Source organism: Duganella sp. GW821-FHT01E12 (genome assembly GCF_059422325.1).
Genome location: NZ_JBWKWR010000006.1, coordinates 329412 through 345785, shown reverse-complemented (window position 1 = coordinate 345785; position 16374 = coordinate 329412). Strand labels below are relative to the sequence as shown.

18 protein-coding genes are annotated in these 16374 nt (G+C 65.6%); 8 read left to right on the top strand and 10 right to left on the bottom strand.

The annotated features are described in order from the left end of the window. Positions 1-57 precede the first annotated feature (57 nt). Positions 58-327: a hypothetical protein gene (locus tag AC07WS_RS19200; protein ID WP_494730617.1), complete on the bottom strand. Its 270-nt coding sequence runs from the start codon at positions 325-327 to the stop codon at positions 58-60. 118 nt (positions 328-445) lie between these two features. Beyond that, the gene (locus AC07WS_RS19195) at positions 446-1141 is read right to left on the bottom strand and encodes a response regulator transcription factor (protein ID WP_494730616.1); all 696 of its coding nucleotides are present in this window, start codon (positions 1139-1141) and stop codon (positions 446-448) included. A gap of 141 nt (positions 1142-1282) precedes the next feature. On the opposite strand from AC07WS_RS19195, the gene AC07WS_RS19190 reads away from it, so the two are divergent. The 5 genes from AC07WS_RS19190 (at position 1283) to AC07WS_RS19170 (ending at position 5335) form a co-directional block, all read left to right on the top strand. Next, positions 1283-1978 carry a response regulator gene (locus AC07WS_RS19190; RefSeq protein WP_494730615.1) on the top strand — a complete coding sequence of 232 codons (696 nt, stop codon included), beginning with the start codon at positions 1283-1285 and terminating at the stop codon, positions 1976-1978. Positions 1979-2095: 117 nt separating this feature from the next. After that, complete coding sequence (locus AC07WS_RS19185) at positions 2096-2365, top strand: DUF1427 family protein (protein WP_494730614.1); 270 nt, start codon at positions 2096-2098, stop codon at positions 2363-2365. Then, positions 2365-4275 (top strand): amidohydrolase, encoded by a 1911-nt coding sequence (locus AC07WS_RS19180; RefSeq protein ID WP_494730613.1) that lies wholly within the window; start codon positions 2365-2367, stop codon positions 4273-4275. Before AC07WS_RS19185 ends, AC07WS_RS19180 begins: the two co-directional genes overlap by 1 nt. Further along, positions 4275-4679: a DoxX family protein gene (locus tag AC07WS_RS19175; RefSeq protein ID WP_494730612.1), complete on the top strand. Its 405-nt coding sequence runs from the start codon at positions 4275-4277 to the stop codon at positions 4677-4679. Before AC07WS_RS19180 ends, AC07WS_RS19175 begins: the two co-directional genes overlap by 1 nt. Next, complete coding sequence (locus tag AC07WS_RS19170) at positions 4679-5335, top strand: YoaK family protein (protein ID WP_494730611.1); 657 nt, start codon at positions 4679-4681, stop codon at positions 5333-5335. The genes AC07WS_RS19175 and AC07WS_RS19170 overlap by 1 nt, the downstream gene beginning before the upstream one ends. Here AC07WS_RS19170 and AC07WS_RS19165 read toward each other — a convergent pair. Together AC07WS_RS19165 and AC07WS_RS19160 are read right to left on the bottom strand one after the other, a co-directional pair. Continuing rightward, positions 5332-5964, bottom strand: a complete 633-nt coding sequence (locus AC07WS_RS19165; protein ID WP_494730610.1) for a response regulator — start codon at positions 5962-5964, stop codon at positions 5332-5334. The two genes, AC07WS_RS19170 and AC07WS_RS19165, sit on opposite strands and share 4 nt — an antisense overlap. 10 nt (positions 5965-5974) lie before the next feature. Further along, positions 5975-6928, bottom strand: coding sequence for an MBL fold metallo-hydrolase (locus tag AC07WS_RS19160; RefSeq protein ID WP_494730609.1), 954 nt, complete (start codon positions 6926-6928; stop codon positions 5975-5977). Between the two features lie 112 nt (positions 6929-7040). Between AC07WS_RS19160 and AC07WS_RS19155 the strand changes: the two genes are divergently transcribed. Then, positions 7041-8012, top strand: coding sequence for a LysR family transcriptional regulator (locus tag AC07WS_RS19155; protein ID WP_494730608.1), 972 nt, complete (start codon positions 7041-7043; stop codon positions 8010-8012). A gap of 7 nt (positions 8013-8019) precedes the next feature. Here AC07WS_RS19155 and AC07WS_RS19150 read toward each other — a convergent pair whose 3' ends face one another. The 3 genes from AC07WS_RS19150 to AC07WS_RS19140 are packed head-to-tail and all read right to left on the bottom strand — an operon-like array spanning position 8020 to position 10888. Beyond that, a complete protein-coding gene (locus AC07WS_RS19150; RefSeq protein ID WP_494730607.1) occupies positions 8020-8937 on the bottom strand; it encodes a tetratricopeptide repeat protein in 918 nt (305 codons plus the stop codon). Positions 8938-8978: 41 nt separating this feature from the next. After that, positions 8979-10250, bottom strand: a complete 1272-nt coding sequence (locus AC07WS_RS19145) for a D-amino acid dehydrogenase (protein ID WP_494730606.1) — start codon at positions 10248-10250, stop codon at positions 8979-8981. A gap of 44 nt (positions 10251-10294) precedes the next feature. After that, positions 10295-10888: a YdeI/OmpD-associated family protein gene (locus AC07WS_RS19140; protein WP_494730605.1), complete on the bottom strand. Its 594-nt coding sequence runs from the start codon at positions 10886-10888 to the stop codon at positions 10295-10297. 165 nt (positions 10889-11053) lie between these two features. On the opposite strand from AC07WS_RS19140, the gene AC07WS_RS19135 reads away from it, so the two are divergent. Then, the gene (locus AC07WS_RS19135; RefSeq protein WP_494730604.1) at positions 11054-11533 is read left to right on the top strand and encodes a cache domain-containing protein; all 480 of its coding nucleotides are present in this window, start codon (positions 11054-11056) and stop codon (positions 11531-11533) included. 17 nt (positions 11534-11550) lie between these two features. Here the strand turns inward: AC07WS_RS19135 and AC07WS_RS19130 are convergent, their stop codons facing one another. Together AC07WS_RS19130 and AC07WS_RS19125 are read right to left on the bottom strand one after the other, a co-directional pair. Continuing rightward, complete coding sequence (locus AC07WS_RS19130) at positions 11551-12696, bottom strand: flagellin N-terminal helical domain-containing protein (RefSeq protein WP_494730603.1); 1146 nt, start codon at positions 12694-12696, stop codon at positions 11551-11553. Between the two features lie 143 nt (positions 12697-12839). Then, entirely contained in the window at positions 12840-13655 is an 816-nt protein-coding gene (locus tag AC07WS_RS19125) for a hypothetical protein (protein ID WP_494730602.1), read from the bottom strand. 64 nt (positions 13656-13719) lie between these two features. Here AC07WS_RS19125 and AC07WS_RS19120 point away from each other — a divergent pair, with 64 nt between their 5' ends. After that, positions 13720-14481: a hypothetical protein gene (locus AC07WS_RS19120; RefSeq protein ID WP_494730601.1), complete on the top strand. Its 762-nt coding sequence runs from the start codon at positions 13720-13722 to the stop codon at positions 14479-14481. 25 nt (positions 14482-14506) lie between these two features. On the opposite strand, the gene AC07WS_RS19115 is transcribed toward AC07WS_RS19120, so the two are convergent. Beyond that, entirely contained in the window at positions 14507-16366 is a 1860-nt protein-coding gene (locus AC07WS_RS19115) for a DUF885 domain-containing protein (protein ID WP_494730600.1), read from the bottom strand. Between the last annotated feature and the right edge of the window lie 8 nt (positions 16367-16374).

Here is a 16374-nt window from a genome sequence, read left to right as displayed (position 1 = left end):
GGCTACGCGCACGGGGCGCAAAGGTGCGACCGTGTTAAACGTGACGAAAAAAGCGAATCAGAAGGAGAGAGCGGCAACGCCGGGCGGCGCGTGCGAGGGCGGGGTGAGGAAGTCGATCCGGCGGGCCCGGATGGAACGCTGCGGGACGAGGGCGGGCAGGGTGACCAGCATCGCCACCGGCACCACCGCAACCGCCGGCGGCGGAACACCGGCCGGCATGTGCGCGACCACGCAAGCAGCGCAATCGTTCTGGGTGTCGGTGTAGGCGTGCTTGTGCGAGCTCGCCCCGATCAGCTGCAGCGACAGGAACACCAGCACGAACAGCATCACGACGCGCTGGATGCGCGTCTGGCGATGTGAGGTGCCTACGGAGAGTGTATGTGCATGCATGCGCGGATTTTACAGCGCTTCCGCCAGATACGCCAATGACAATCTCGAAAGGGTCTCAATGCCGGCTGATGGCGCCTTCGCCCACCAGGCCGCGCCGGGTGGCCAGCACCACCGCATGGGTGCGCGCCGTTGCGCCCAGCTTGTCGAACAGGCCCTTGACGTGGGTCTTGACGGTGCCCACGCCTATCCCCAGTTCGCGCGCGATGGACTTGTTGCACTGGCCTTGCGCCAGCAGGTGCAGCACGTCGGTCTCGCGGCTGGTCAGGTCGATGCGGGTGAAGCTGTCGGCCACGCAGCGGCTCAGGTCCGCGCTCAGGTAGCGCATGCCCCGGCTGACCGTGCGCACCGCCGCCGGCAACTGGTCGGCCGTGCAGTTCTGCAGCAGGTAGCCGTGGATGCCGGCCATCATCGCGGTGCGCACCTCCCATTCGCGCTCCATCTGGGTCACGATCAGCACGCGCGCCTGCGGTTCGCCGTGCTGCGGCGCGTTGGCGCGCTGGCGCATGTATTCCAGCGCGCCCTTGTGATCGAGGATGATGACGTCCGCCTGCGCCGGCCCTGCCTCCGGCGTTGGCGAGGCCACCTGCATGTCGCACTCGGCGCCGAGCAGCGCGGCCAGGCCGGCGTTGACGATGGCGTCGCAGTGTGCGATCAGCACGCGCACTTTGCTATCGTGGTCGGCGGTGGCGCCGGCAGCCGTGCCGTTGCCGCCATGGGCGGTGTGTGACCAGTTTCTGGTATCCAGTCGCATCTTGATTCTCCCAAAGTGATTCCGTTATCGGTTGCTGTCCTGCGGCAGAAGAGTAAACTGGATTAACGATTTCACCACGCCCCGATCCGGGGTGCGTCCGCTACCTCGATAGGGTGATGGCCGGGGCGGCGCGTTTATGGCATGCTGCCCAATCCGGGCAAGACTAGTGAGAACGCGATGACAACGGCCCAGACAACGCCGATTACCATACTAAGCGTCGACGATCATCCCATGCTAAGGGAGGGCATCGCCAGCGTGATCGCCGCCGAAGCAGACATGCGGCTGGTGGCCGAAGCGGGCAACGGCCTGCAGGCCATCGAGTGCTATCGCCGGCTGCGGCCCGACGTCACGCTGATGGACATCCAGATGCCGGACATGAACGGCATCGACGCCACCATCGCCATCCGCAGCGAATTCCCGGGCGCCCGTATCGTGGTGCTGACTACCTACGAAGGCGACGCCCTGGCGCGCCGCGCGATAGCGGCCGGCGCTTCCGGCTATCTGTTGAAAAGCATGCTGCGCAAGGAGCTGCTGGCGACCGTGCGCAACGTGCATGAAGGCCGCCGTTGCATACCGCCGGCGGTGGCAAGCGGGATCGCCCAGCACTGGCACGAGAGCGCGTTGAGCAGGCGCGAAGTGGAGGTGCTGCAGCTGGCGGCGGCGGGGCAGAGCAACAAGCGCATCGGAATGCACCTGACGATTTCGGAGGAAACCGTCAAGGTGCACATGAAGAGCATCCTGGCCAAGCTCAACGCCAGCGACCGCACTCACGCGGTGACGCGGGCGATCGAGCGCGGCATCATCGACCTGCATGCTTGCGGCCAGCCCCTTTGCTGAGGGCCGGCGCCTATGCCAAAAGGGTGAGCAAAAGGGGATCAAAACCGGTGATGGCAAAAGCTGCGCGGCTCTCTAGACTGGGACCATGTAGTTTCACCCTAATTTGAGGAAATCCCCATGTCGAAAATGTATATCGTGTCGCTGGCCGTCGGCCTGCTGGTTGGATTAATCTATGGCTTCCTGAACGTGCGCTCGCCGGCGCCGCCGGTGGTGGCGTTGGTCGGGCTGCTGGGCATCCTGCTCGGCGAGCAGCTGCCGCCGCTGCTGCGGCAGTTGTGGCAGCCCGAGGCCAAGCAGGTCTCGTGGATCGAGGAGCATGTCAAGCCGCACTGCTTCGGCCAACTGCCGTCCGCGCACAAGAACGACGACACCAAAGGGAACGCATAATGAGTCCTGACCTGATCCTGCACCGCGGCCTGTTCACCACGCTGGACCGCAGCAATCCGCACGCCGAGGCGGTCGCCATCAAGGACGGCCGCTTCACGCACGTGGGCCGCGCCAACGAGATCCTGGCGCTGGCCGGCCCGCAGACCAAGATCATCGACCTGCAGGGCAAGCGCGTGCTGCCAGGCCTGATCGACAACCACCTGCACATCATCCGCGGCGGCCTGAATTTCAACCTGGAGCTGCGCTGGGACGGTGTGCGCAGCCTGGCCGATGCGATGGCCATGCTCAAGGCGCAAGTGGCGATCACGCCGGCGCCGCAGTGGGTGCGTGTGGTGGGCGGCTTCACCGAACATCAATTCGCCGAGAAGCGCCTGCCGACCATCGAGGAACTGAACGCGGTGGCGCCGGATACCCCGGTGTTCATCCTGCACCTGTACGACCGCGCGCTGCTCAACGGCGCCGCCTTGCGCGCCGTCGGCTACACCAGGGACACGCCGGAACCGCACGGCGGCCAGATCCTGCGCGACGGCGCCGGCAATCCCACCGGCCTGCTGCTGGCCAAGCCGAATGCGGCCATCCTGTATTCGACGCTGGCCAAGGGCCCCAAGCTGCCGCTGGAATACCAGGTCAATTCGACCCGCCACTTCATGCGTGAACTCAATCGCCTCGGCGTGACCGGCGCCATCGACGCCGGCGGCGGCTTCCAGAATTATCCCGAGGACTACCAGGTGATCCAGCAGCTGTCGGACGCCAAGCAGCTGACGATACGCCTGGCCTACAACCTGTTCACGCAAAAGCCGGCGCAGGAGAAGGAGGACTTCCTGAACTGGACGCAAAGCGTCAAGTACCAGCAGGGCGACGACTACTTCCGCCACAACGGCGCCGGCGAAATGCTGACCTTCTCGGCGGCCGACTTCGAGGACTTCCGCCAGCCGCGCCCGGACATGCCGGAGACGATGGAGGACGACCTGGAAGGCGTGGTGCGCGTGCTGGCGCAGAACCGCTGGCCATGGCGCATGCACGCCACCTACGACGAGACCATCAGCCGCGCGCTGGACGTGTTCGAGCGCGTCAACCAGGACATCCCGCTGGCGGGTCTGAACTGGTTCTTCGACCACGCCGAGACCATCTCCGACCAGTCGATCGAGCGCATCGCCGCGCTGGGCGGCGGCGTCGCCGTGCAGCACCGCATGGCCTACCAGGGCGAGTACTTCGTCGAGCGCTATGGCCACGGCGCGGCCGAGGCCACGCCGCCGGTCAAGAAGATACTGGAGGCGGGCGTGAAGGTTTCGGCCGGCACCGACGCCACCCGCGTGGCCTCGTACAACCCGTGGGTGTCGCTGTCGTGGCTCATCACCGGCAAGACCGTGGGCGGCATGCAGATGTACCCGCGCGCCAATTGCCTGGACCGCGAGACGGCGCTGCGCATGTGGACCGAGAACACCACCTGGTTCTCCAACGAGGTAGGCAAGAAGGGCCGCATCGAAGCGGGCCAGCTGGCCGACCTGATCGTGCCGGACAAGGACTTCTACGCCTGCGCCGAAAGCGAGATCGCCGACATGACGTCGCGCTTGACCATCGTCGGCGGCAAGATCGTCTACGCGGCGGGCGAATTCGCCAGCTACGACGAGGCGCCGCCGCCGGCCATGCCGGATTGGTCGCCGGTGCGGCGTTTCGGCGGCTACGCCGGCTGGGGTGAACAGATCGGCAACAACCGCGCCGCGCTGAAGGAACTGGAGCGGCGCAAGCGCGAACAGCAGCAGCTGCGCCAGCAGCAGGCCGCCTGCGGCTGCGCCAACCAGTGCAACGTCCACGGCCACCAGCACGCCAGCGCGTGGGCCAGCAAGCTGCCGGCGTCGGACCTGAAGAGCTTCTGGGGCGCGTTGGGCTGCGCCTGCTGGGCGGTGTGATGGAGGCGCTATTCAAACCTTTGCGCGCGCCGTGGCTGCGCTGGATTTGCCTGTTGTTGATCTGCGCCGCCTATCTGCAGGGCGGCATCGACAAGCTGCTGGACTTCCCGTCGGCCATCGGCGAGATGCGGCACTTCGGCCTGTCGCCGGCCGGCCCGATGGCCGCGCTGGTGATCGCCGGCGAATTGGGCGCGTCGCTGATGATCTTGTGCGGCTACTACCGCTGGCTGGGCGCTGGCTACCTGGCGGCGTTCACGCTGATGGCCACCTTCGTCGCCAACCGCTTCTGGGAAATCGCGGGGCCGGAACGCTTCATGATGGCCAACGGCTTCTTTGAGCATCTGGGTCTGGCCGGCGCGTTCCTGCTGGTCGCGTGGCACGACATCCAGAAGAAGGAAGCCTGATGCAGCGGGGCGACAACAAACAAAGCATGACGCTGGGCTTCCTGGCCGGCTACGTCGATACGCTGGGTTTCATCGGCCTGTTTGGATTGTTCACGGCTCACGTCACCGGCAACTTCGTGCTGCTCGGCCGCGCGATGGTGCGGCCGGCGCAGGACATCTGGCTCAAGCTGCTGGTGTTCCCGGTCTTCGTGCTGGCGGTGGCGCTGGCGCGGCTGCTGATACTGCGCTGGGAACGCGCCGGCAGCCGCCAGCTGCGCAACAGCTTCCTGCTGCAGCTGGCGCTGATGGCGGGCAGCGTCGCCAGCGCGTGGGTGGGCGCGCCCATCGAGGCGCCCAGCGCGCCGCTGACGCTATTGACCGGCATGCTGTGCGCCGCCGCGATGGCGGTGCAGAACGCCTATGGCAAGCTGCTATTGGGGAAGGTGGCCGCCACCACCGTCATGACCGGCAACGTGACGCAGCTGGTGATCGATCTGGTGGACACGCTGCGCGGCGACGCCGAAGCGGGCGCGCGCCTGAAGAAACTGGCCGGGCCGGTGCTGGCGTTCGCGGTGGGTTGCATCAGCGGCGCGCTGGCCTTCATGCAGGCCGGCTTCAACGGCCTGCTGCTGCCTTGCGCGCTGCTGCTTTGGCTGGCCTGCGCGGCCGCCGACTAGATCGACATAATGCCGCGCTTGAGGGCGATCGTCACCGCGTGGGTGCGATCGTTCGCGGCCAGCTTGGCCAGCACATTCTTCATGTGCGCCTTCACCGTCTCTTCCGAGATCGACAGCTGCTCGGCGATGCGGCGGTTGGACTGGCCGTTGGCCGCGTGACTCAGCACCTCCGTCTCGCGTGCGCTCAGCGGCCCCTGGCCCATGTGCTGGGCCAGTTCCATCGCGATCTCCGGCGGGATGCGGCGCTGCCCCTGGTGCACGCCGCGTATCGTATCGAGCAAATCCTTGCGCAAGGTACTCTTCAACAAAAAGCCGGCGGCGCCGCCCTGCACGGCGCGCAGGATCTGCACGTCGCCCTTGTAGGTGGTGAGCATGACGACGCGCGCCGACGGATGCGCGGCGCGTATCGCCTGCAGCGCTGTCACGCCGCACATGCCCGGCATGACGATGTCCATGATGGTGACGTCCGGCCGCAGCGCCTCGTACTGTTCCACCGCTTCGTGGCCGTTGGCGGCCTCGCCGACCACGCACATATCGTCCTGGCTGGCGATGGCTTCGCCCAACCCCATGCGCAGCAAGGGGTGGTCGTCAACAACCAGCACGTTGATGGGGCGAGGGATGCGTTCCATGTTGCTCAGTTTAGCGCAGCTGGGTGTAGTTGGTCGCCACCCACACGTAAGCCTTGCCGTTGCCGCGCAAGTGGCCCAGGCCGGGGAAGGGCAGGTGGGCCGCGCCGATCAGCGTGCCGTCCTTGGTGGCGGCGGTGAAGACCTGCTTGCGCGCGGCGGCGGCGGTCTTCGGATCGCTGTCGAAATTGATGGTCACCTCGGGATGGTCGAACTGCACGGCGCCCGCGTGGATCAGGTCCCCCACCAGCAGCAGCTTCTTGCCCTTGCTCTCGACCAGATAGCTGATGTGGCCCGGCGTGTGGCCATAGCTGGCGACCGCGCGGATGCCCGGCGTGATCTCGGTGGCGCCGTCGAACGGCTGCAGGCGCTGCTTGCCGCTGTACGGCGACAGCGACGCCATCGCGCCCTGGAAGTAGCCCTTGCTGTCGGCCGGCGCCTTGTCCATATTGGCCTGGCTGAGCCAGAAGTCGGTGTCGTGCTGGTCTGCGCGGACGACGGCGTTGGGGAAGGCCGCCTGGCCGTTGGCAGCCAGGCCGCCGACGTGGTCCGGGTGCATGTGGGTGATCAGCACCTCGTCGACCTGCTCCGGCTGATAGCCCGACGCTTTCAGGTTGGCCAGCAGCTTGCCCAGCGTCGGCCCGAACAGGTTGCCGGCGCCGGTGTCGATCAGCACCAGCTTGGAGCCCGTGTTGACCAGATAGCCCGTGACCGAGGTTTCCTGCGGATTGCTCAGGTAGGCGCGCGCCATTTCCTTGTCGGTCGTGGCCGGCGGCTGGTGCAGCAGCTTGTCCATCGGCAGGTCGACGGTGCCGTCGCTGATCGCGGTCACTTCAAAGTCGCCCAGCATGATGCGGAAAAAGCCCGGCGCGTTGGTGCCGGCCAGAGGAGCGGCTGCATAAGCCGGCGCGCCGGCGGCGAAGGCTATAGCGGCGGCGATCGGGGTAAGCTTGTGGATGAATTGCATTTTTATTCCTCTTGTTGGATTTACTAAACACAGTATGCAGCTTTGCAAAAAATGGCACAATACTCGTTAATGCAAATTAATTTTGCGTGATTTGCAAAGATCGGAGAGGGCGATGTTCGAAGGGTTGAGGTGCTTGTTGGCGGTGGTGGAGCACGGCAGTCTGTCGCGCGCGGCGGCCGAGTTGAAGATGGCGGTGTCGTCGGTGTCGCGCAAGCTCGACGCGCTGGAGGCCGAGGTGGGCTCGCGCCTGCTGTTGCGCAGTTCGCGGCAAATGCTGCTGACCGACGCCGGCGAACGCTTTCTGCCGCGCGCCCGCAACATTCTGGCCGAGCTGGCCGAAGGCAAGGCCGCCGTGCAGGAACTCGACAGCGAACCGCGCGGCCTGCTGACGGTGACCGCGCCGGCCGCGTTCGGACGGCTGCATGTGGCGCCGGCCATCGCCGATTTTTTGCAGCACTGTCCGCTGCTGGAGGTGGAGCTGCACGTCAGCGACGACATCGTCGATCTGTCAGCGCGCCGGGTGGATGTGGCGGTGCGCGCCGGCGTGCTGCCCGACAGCGGCCTGGTGGCGACGCGGCTGGCCATCCAGAACCGCGTGGTCAGCGCCAGCCCGGCCTATCTGGAGCGCCACGGCTGGCCGCAAACGCCGCTGGACCTGCTCAATCACCAATGCCTGACCGTGACCGGGCGCGCCGCGCCGCGCGGCTGGTGGCGCTTCGAAGGCGTGAACCAGAACCAGCCGCTGGCCGTCAAGGGCAAGCTGCGCTGCGACGACACCGACTCGTTGCTGCACGCGGCCATCGGCGGCGCGGGCCTGGTGCATCTGGCGAACTGGCTGGTGAGCGACGCCATCGTGGCGGGTCAGCTGGTGCCGGTGTTCCCGATGGCGCCGGTGCGGCGCTCCGCAAGCCAGGGCCGGCGCGACCCGTACGAGTCGGCCGTGCATGCGGTGCACATGCCGGGCCGCTCCAACCAGGCCAAGGCCCAGCTGCTGATACGTCATTTGAGGGAGTATTTCGGCGATCCGCCGTATTGGGATGTTGCGATGGAAGCTGCCGGGGCGGGCGAGCGCCGCGCCCCGTGAGGTGGGATTAGTCCCAGTCGCCGCCGCCCCCGCCGCCGCTGTCGCCGCCGCTGCTGCCGCCGTCGTCCCAGCCGCCGCTGACGCCGAAGTCGTTGCCGCCCATGTCGTCGCGGCGCAGCAGTTCGTCGCGCGACGGGTCGTCGTAGACGATGTCGTTGCGCGGCTGGTCGCGGTTGCCCGAATCGTGGTTGCCGCCGGTGAACTGGCGCGCGATCGCTTCGCCGGCCACGATGCCCGCGCCCACCGCGGCGCCGGTCGCCAGGCCGCCCATGATGCGCGAGCCCATGCCGCTACCTTGCGGCTGGCCGTAGCCTGGCTGCGGATAGCCCTGTTGCGGGTAGGCGCCGCCGGGTGCATAGCCGGGCGCCGCGCCGCCGGGGTTGTAGCCGGCCGGGTTGTTGTAGCTGTCGGTCTGCTGGTTACGGCGCGACATGAAGCGCGTCGCCAGCCAGATAAAGCCCAGCAGGCCGCCACCGAGGATCAGGATGGTGCCCCAGGGGATGCCGCTGCTCTGCGGCGCGCCGTAGTTGCCATTGCTGTAACCGGCGTTGCTGCGGGCCGGCTGCTGCTGCGAGTAGTTGGCGCGCGGCTTCTGGCCGTCGGCCAGCAGCGTGCGCAGCCTGGTCACCGCGGCGGGGTCCACCTTCGGCAGGCCGGGCGCCAGCCGTTCGGCAGTGGCCAGCTCGCCCTGCGCGGCGGCGAACTTGCCTTGCTTGGCCAGCAGTTCGGCCTCCACGAAGTGCGCCTTGGCGCTGTTCGGGTGGGCTTTGAGGACCTGGTCCATCAGCGCCTGGGCGTCAGTGTACTTGCCTGCTTCTGCGGCTACATAAACATCGTGTATCGTGGGTTCGGCCGCAAACGCCGGCACCGCCAGCGCCAGGGCGCCGGCCAGCAGGGTCATACGTGCGAAAGATTTTGCCGTCATGTCGGAACTCCTTGTAGGGACAGGCTGAATATGGTGGCAGTTTACGCCATTTTCAAGTCTTGCGCGGTACGTTGGCTAACGGATGGCGTTGGCGCGCCCAAGGCGGCCAACACCGATTCGGCGATGAGGTCGGCGGTGGCGGCCGACAGCGTCCAGCCCAGGTGGCCGTGGCCGGTGTTGTAGAACACGGTGGGCGCCTTGCCGCGGCCCACGCGCGGGACCAGGTTGGGCATCATCGGACGCAGGCCGGCCCAGGGCGTCGCCTCGCGCGTGGCGACGCCGGGGAAGCATAGCCGCACCCAGTCGGTCAGCGGCGCGATGCGGTCGGCGCGGATGTCGCGGTTGTAGCCGTTGAACTCCGCCGTGCCGGCCACGCGCAGGCGGTCCACGCCCAGGCGGCTGGCGACCAGTTTGGTGGCGTCGTCCACCAGGCTGACGTTGGGCGCCGCGGCCTGGCTGGCGGCGTCGTTCAGGTGGACGGTGATCGAATAGCCCTTCACCGGGTAGACGTTGACGCGGTCGCCCAGCATGGCCGCGATGTCGCGGCTGGCGGTGCCGGCGCAGACCACCACCGCGTCGTAGCGGCGGGTGTCTTCGGCATCGCCGTGCGCGACGGTGATGTGCGCGCCGGCGGCGTCGGCGCTGACCTTGGTCACCTGCTGGTCGAAGCGCAGGTCCACGCCCAGGCGCTGCGCGGCTTGCGCCAGGCCGGTGGTGAACTTGTGGATATCGCCGGAGCTGTCGCTTTCGGTGTAGTGGCCGCCGTAGAACTGGCCGCTCAATGCCGGCTCGATGGCGCGCATCTCGTCCGGCGTGACGGCGCGGCGCGGCAGGCCGCCTTGCGCCAGCAGCCTGGACACCTCGGCCGCGTGCTCGAAACCGGCGCGGTCGCGGTGGATGTGCAGGATGCCTTGGCGTTTGAGGTTGAAGTCTATGCCTTCCTCCTCGGCCCAGCTGAACAGGTGCTTGCGCGCGGCCACGGCCAGCCTGGTGGTGGCGATGGTGTTGTCGCGATAGTGGGGGATGGCGGCGATGAACTCCGCGAACCACGACAGCTTATGCCAAGTCGGTTTCGGATTGAGCAGCAGCGGCGCGTCGTTCTTCAGCATCCACTTCAAGCCCTTGACGACGGTGTCGCGATGGTTCCAGGCCTCGGCGTTGGATGCGGACAGCTGGCCGCCGTTGGCGAAGGAAGTCTCCATCGCCGCATAGCGATGGCGCTCCAGCAGCGTGACGGCGAAGCCGCGCCTGGCAAGCGCGTAGGCGGTGGTGACGCCGGTGATGCCGCCGCCGATGATGGCTATGGTTTTCATGATAGCCGCAAGTTTACCATCTAACGTCGGTAAGCCCCCCAGGGTTAGTCATCCAGTCCCTTGCCTTTGAGGATGTGCGGGACGCACTTTTCCACGCGCGCCATGCGGGTCTTGGCTTGCTTGGCTGAGGAGAAGTGGAGGAGGTAGCCGCGTTGCCGGCCCGGCGTCAGCGCGGCGAAGGCTTCCTGCAGTTCGGGGGATGCTTCCAGCCTGTTCAGGAATTCCTCGGGCATCGCGAATTCGGCGGTCTTCTTGAATTCCACCTGCGCGCCGGACTGTTCCACCTTGATGGCTTCACGGATGTAGGACTTCAAGGTCGATGCCATCTTGGCGATCTCCTCGGCGCTGGTGAAGCGGATCTGGCGGCCGGCCTGCACATTCTCCGTTTGCTGGATCAGGATGGATCTGGGGTCCTGCATCAAGGCGCCTTTGAAAAACAGCAGTGCGCAGTATTCCTTGAAGCCGTGCATCAGCACGATGTTCTGGTCGTCGAGCGTGTAGCAGGGATGGCCCCATTTGAAGTCCTCAGCCAGGTCGCAGTCGAGGGCGATGGCGCGCAGGTTCTTGAATGCGTCCTGCCATGTGCCTGGCTTGCCGACGTATGCATCAACCTTGGAGTTCAATGTCTTCTCTGTCATGGTGCGCCTCGATGGTATCAACAGTGGCAAAAAAATAATTATACCCGGCCCGCTGGCGCGGCTGCGCAGGGTGCTGAAAGCCGGATTCGGCCGGCCGGGTGGAGTAGAATCAAAGCAATGTCGCGAACGCGCGGCCAGTTTTCTTTCGACGAAGATGGAGTCACGATGAACACACTGTTGCGTAACACGCTGGGCGCCGTATGCTGTTTGACCCTGTTGAGCGCGGCGCCGGCCGGCGCGGCCGAGCACGGCAGCGAAAAGGAGGCGCAGGAGATGGTGAAAAAGGCGGTCGCGCTGGTTAAGTCGGCCGGGCCGGAGAGCGCCTACAAGGCTTTCACCGAACATCCGGACGGCGCCTTCAAGGACCGCGACCTGTATGTGTTCGTCTATGATTTCGGCGGCATCTGCCTGGCGCAGGGCGCCAATCCCAAGATGGTGGGCAAGAACCTGGCCGCCATCAAGGATGTCGATGGCAATCCTTTTATCCAGGGCATGATCGACATGGTCAAGAGCACATCGCGGGGCTGGTACGGCCCCTACAAATTCACCAATCCGAATAGCCAGGGCTATGAATTGAAACGCTCGTATTGCGAGCGCGGCGCGGGGGATACCATGGTCTGCGTCGGCACGTATTTTGTCAAATAGGCCGCTGTGCCGGCGCCCTATTTGAGCAGCGACATCAGCAGGGACGAGATGCTGTTGCTGCCCCGTAGCATGGCGCTGCCTGTCTTCATCAGCAATTGATTGCTGGCCATTTCGGCGCTTTCCTGTGCGAAATCGGTGTCCATGATGCGGCCGGTCGCCTGGATGGTGTTGGCGCTCATATTGGCCAGATTGCTGTCCGAATGGCTCAGGCGATTGGTCGTGGCGCCCAGGCTGGAGCGCACTGCGGCGACCGCGTCCAGCGCCTGGTTCAGTTTATCGATGGACGCGGAGGCCGCCGACGCGATGACCAGGTCGGTGCCGCTGCCTTTGACGGCGATGCCGAAGGTGTCGTAGGTGGTCGAGGCCGCGTGCAGGGCGGTATGCATATCGCTCAGCAAGGGCGTCAGGTTATAGACCAGCACCTCGCGGGCGGAGGCGCCGATCTGGAACGAGACCGAGCGGGAAAACTTGCCGTCGACCGCCGTCGCCGTCGCCACTGCGGCGGCGTAGTCCTGGGCGTCGGTGGCGGCGAGCGCGGCGACGCTGGCGGTCTCGGTCGCCGTGGCGGCCGCGCCCAAGGTGCTGGCGAGCGCCGCCCGCGTGGCCGGCGTCGATCCGGCGGCGTCGGCGGCGACGGCGGCGTTGTAGGCGGCCACGGCGGCCACGTGCGCGGCGGCCGCGTTGGCGGCGTTGGCGACCGCGTTGGCGGTGGCCACCACCACGCCCGCCCGCTCCGCCGCCGTGTCGCCCAGCAGCAGCTTGCTGCCGCCGAAGGTGGTCGCGCTGGAGATATTGCTCAATTCATGACTGAGCGCGGTGTATTCGGCCTGCATCGCAACGCGGTCGCCGGCCGTGGCCGAGCCGTCCGCGGCCTGGGTGGCCAAATCCTTCATGCGGATCAGGATGGCGCTGCTCTCATCGAGCGCGCCGTCGGCCGTCTGCAGGATCGAAATGTCCTTCTGAATATTATTCCGCGCCGCCGCCATGCCATGGGACTGCGAGATCAGCCTGGTGGCGATCTGCAAGCCTGCCGCGTCGTCGCGCGCCGAGTTGACGCGGAAGCCGCTGCCCAGCCGCGTCATGGCGACCGCTGTCCTGCTCTCCGCGTGGAGCAGGGCGGCTTGCGCGGACAGCGAGGCGGCGTTGGTGTGTAGGCTCAGCATGCGGCGATAGATGCGGTGTCAGGCCCGTCCCTGCGTATCCTGGGCGAGGGCCGGGGGGCGAATGTGATGGCCGCGACCATCTCTTCGTCTTGTTCAGGACGAAGTCCAACTTTACCACTTGTGTTCTCGCTTGGGGCGATCAATCAGGGGCCGCCGCGTTCCTCCATCCCGTATTTGAGCTTGAGCGCCTGCAGCTGCGGACGCTCGCGCCGCAAAAAAGCGTCGAATTCCTCCAACACCTCGGCGTGGCGCAGGGTCGACAGGCTGAAATCGCTGCGCGCGTGTGGCAGACCCGGGTCGAACACCAGTCCACCCGGCGTCTTCAGCTCCGACGCCAGCAGGAAGTTGGCGACATCGACATTGATGTACACGGCGTCGAGATGGTTGGCCAGGGCATGCCTGAGCAGGCCCTCGAAGCCGTTGCTGGTGCTGAGCGCGATGGCCTTGCTGTCGATCGCCGGCAGATAGGACCAGGGGGTAAAACAGAGCACCGTGCCCAGCGACTTGATCTGGCGCAGCGCGCGCCCTTTGTTCTGGGGCAGCACCATCGCTCCCTCCTCCGAGGTGACCAGCGTCGCGCTGTAACGGATCTTGGCCGCGCCGCGCAGGTCCTCCCGCCATTTGGGATTGTCGGGGTATTTGAAGTCGAGCGTGCGCTCCTTCAGGAAGGCGACATACAGGCGGTTGACCGGCAAGGGCACATAACGGAAGGTATAGCTCTTTTCCTTGGCGAACATGTCCAGCACCTCGCGCGCGAAGCCGCCGAAGGTATTGCCATTGCTGGTCGTATGCAGGGGGTAGTATTGCAGGTCCTCGACCCCGATCGTGTAGCTTTTGAGCGGCTTGACGTCAGCCGCGGCGGCCCCGGCCATGGCGAACGCCATCAGGGGTGTCAGCCGGCCGGCCAAGGCCAGCATGGCGGTTGGGAGGAACGACCGGCGCGTCCAGCCAGCGTGCATGTGATCCTCTAGCTTCAGAATTGATGGCGCTTCCCGGCGCCCCCGTCTGGCGCGGCTAGCGTGAATGTTTACTTTTACTCTGATTCGTAATGTCGCTCAATATACCAGGGGCAATTTCGGAATATTTCAACGGCAGGCGCGCTGGCATGTGCGTTGCAGATGCCAGATTGGAGGAAACGACCCGGCTTGGGTTGGCATGAATAATAGAACTTTGTATAATAATTTATACAATAAAATCGTGATGCCTTTCAAGATTTCAATGATAACGTTTTGGACAGTTTTAGGATTTACAGCTTTAGTCGCCCTACCGCAGGGTTCTGCACAAGCGCTTGAGAAAGATACAGGTCGCGTGATTGCGCAGGCTGTGGCTAATCTCGTAAAAAATGACCAGGAAGTGGACTTTCTGGCACTGGCGCGCGAATTAAAATTACCCGGTTTAGAGGAAAAGATGACGTGGCAGGGACCTTTCGATGCGCACACATCTCAAAGATTCAGTGCCTATTATTTCCCCTCTGAATCCGAGCTGGGCGTAAAGAGAGTTTTCATTAGCTGGAGCCCATACCGCTCCCCGTCCGCGCAGGCGAAATTTCTCAATGTCCTTGAGTTGGAGTTTTCTTCCACTTCCTGCCCCACTTCAGCAGCGCTCGAAGAGTCAATCGGAAGCAAACCGAACCAATATACCAGCCTTGGCTATGATGGAGGGCCGTCGTATGACAGGACTAGTTTTTCTGTCCCACAGGGCAACGACGATCCGGTTTTTGTGAGCTTCAATGGCACTGATACTTGCCGAATTACCGTGTCGCGTACCCGCGGGATATTCGGCTGAGTATGGTATCAAGCCACCAGTCTGCTCAGGCTTTCTTGGCGCCGCCGATGTAGCGGTCCACCACCGTCGGCAGCACGGTCAGCGGCACGCCGCAGCTTTGCACCAGCGCGTCGTTGAAGGCGGCCAGGTCGAACCTGCCGCCCAGCGCCGCCTTGGCGCGCTCGCGCTGGCGCAGGATTTCGTTGTGGCCCATCTTGTAGCCGCAGGCCTGGCCCGGCGACACGCAATAGCGGTCGATCTCGCTGGTCATCGCCTGCAGGCCGCGCCCCGTGTTCTCCACCAGGAAGCGGATCGCCTGCTGGCGCGTCCACTTCATCGCGTGGATGCCGGTATCGACCACCAGCCGGCAGGCGCGGAACTGCTGCGCCTGGAGATAGCCGATCTGACTGAACGGATCGTTCGCGTACAAGCCGAATTCGTCGACCAGCTGTTCCGCATACAGCGCCCAGCCTTCGACGAAGGCGTTAAAGCCCATCAGCGATGCGATCAGCGGCAGCTGGTCGTGGTGCTCGGCCAGATACGCGCCCTGGAAGGCGTGGCCCGGCAGGCCTTCGTGCGCGGTCAGCGTGGCCAGCTCCGACTTCGGCCACAAGGTGGTCGATTTCAGGTTGATGTAGTAGATGGCCGGACGCGATCCGTCCAGCGAGGCGAAGTTCATATAGCCCAGCGCCGCACCGGCTTCGATATCGGCCGGCACGCGCTTGACCTGCAGCGGCACCTTCAAATCCATGTGCGAGATCTTCGGCATCAGCGCGCGCACGGCCTGGATGCGCTCATTGCAGTAGGCGATCAGCTGCTCGCGGCCCTGGTCGTTGTCGGCATAGAAGCGCTTCGGGTCCTTGGCCAGCGCCTGCAGGCGCGCGCCCACCGTGCCGTGTTTGATGCCCTGCGCCTTGAGGATGGTGTCGATGCGCGCCTGCAGCTGCTTGTTCTGTTCCAGCCCGATCGCATGGATCTCGCGGGCGCTGTGGCTGGTGGAGGTGCCCAGCTTGAGCGCCCACTCGTAGTACGCGGCGCCATCGGGCAGGCGGTGCACGCCGGCGATATCGCTCGCCTTGGCCGTGGCCTTGGCGAAGGCGGCGATCTGCCGATCCAGCGCCGGATAGACCATGCCGTCGACCAGCTTGGCCGCGCGCGCGTTCCAGTCGCCGGCGATGCCCAGTTTTTCGGTGCGCTCGCTGATCGACGTGACCAGCTTTTGCGCGGCGACCGCGGTTTTGCGGTAGTCCTTCAGCTGCCCCAGCGCGGTGCGGGCGATGAAGTCCGGCGGCATGATGCCGTGGCCGGCCTGTTCGACGATGCGGGCGGTCTCCTGGTCCAGCATGCGCGCCATGCCGGCCACGCGTTCCAGATAGGCCTCGGCGTCGGCGGCGTTGGCGATCTGGTGCTGCGAGTCGAGGAATTCGGGAATGCGGGTCAGCGCGCCATCCTGCTGGGTGACGGGGAAGGGCGAGGTGCCGCCAAAGAAGCCGCTGGCGGCGCCGCCGAACGGGAAGCGCAAGCCGGCCACGCCTTCGCTGGCGGCGTAGCGCACGGTGTCGTAGCGGATCTGCGCGTCGGCGCCGAGCGCGTTGCGGTCCAGCGCGGACAGGCGCCCCAGCATGGAGCGCACCTGCGCGGCCCAGGCGGCGTCGCCGGCGGGCGAGAGGTCTTCCAGCTGCGCCTTCAGGCCGGCGCGCGCGCCCTTGTCCAGGCCCAGCGAGGTGGCGCTGGTCGGCGCCAGACGTAGAATCTCGTCGGCGAAGTTCTCCAGCAGCGTGGAGAACTGGGCGTCGGCCGGTGCGGCTTGCGCCAGCGCGAAGCCGGGCAGCGTGTTGACGGCGGCGGCGGACAGCGCCGACAACAGCAGTTGACGGCGGGAGAAATTCTGGGGCTGATGGTTCATGGCTTCCT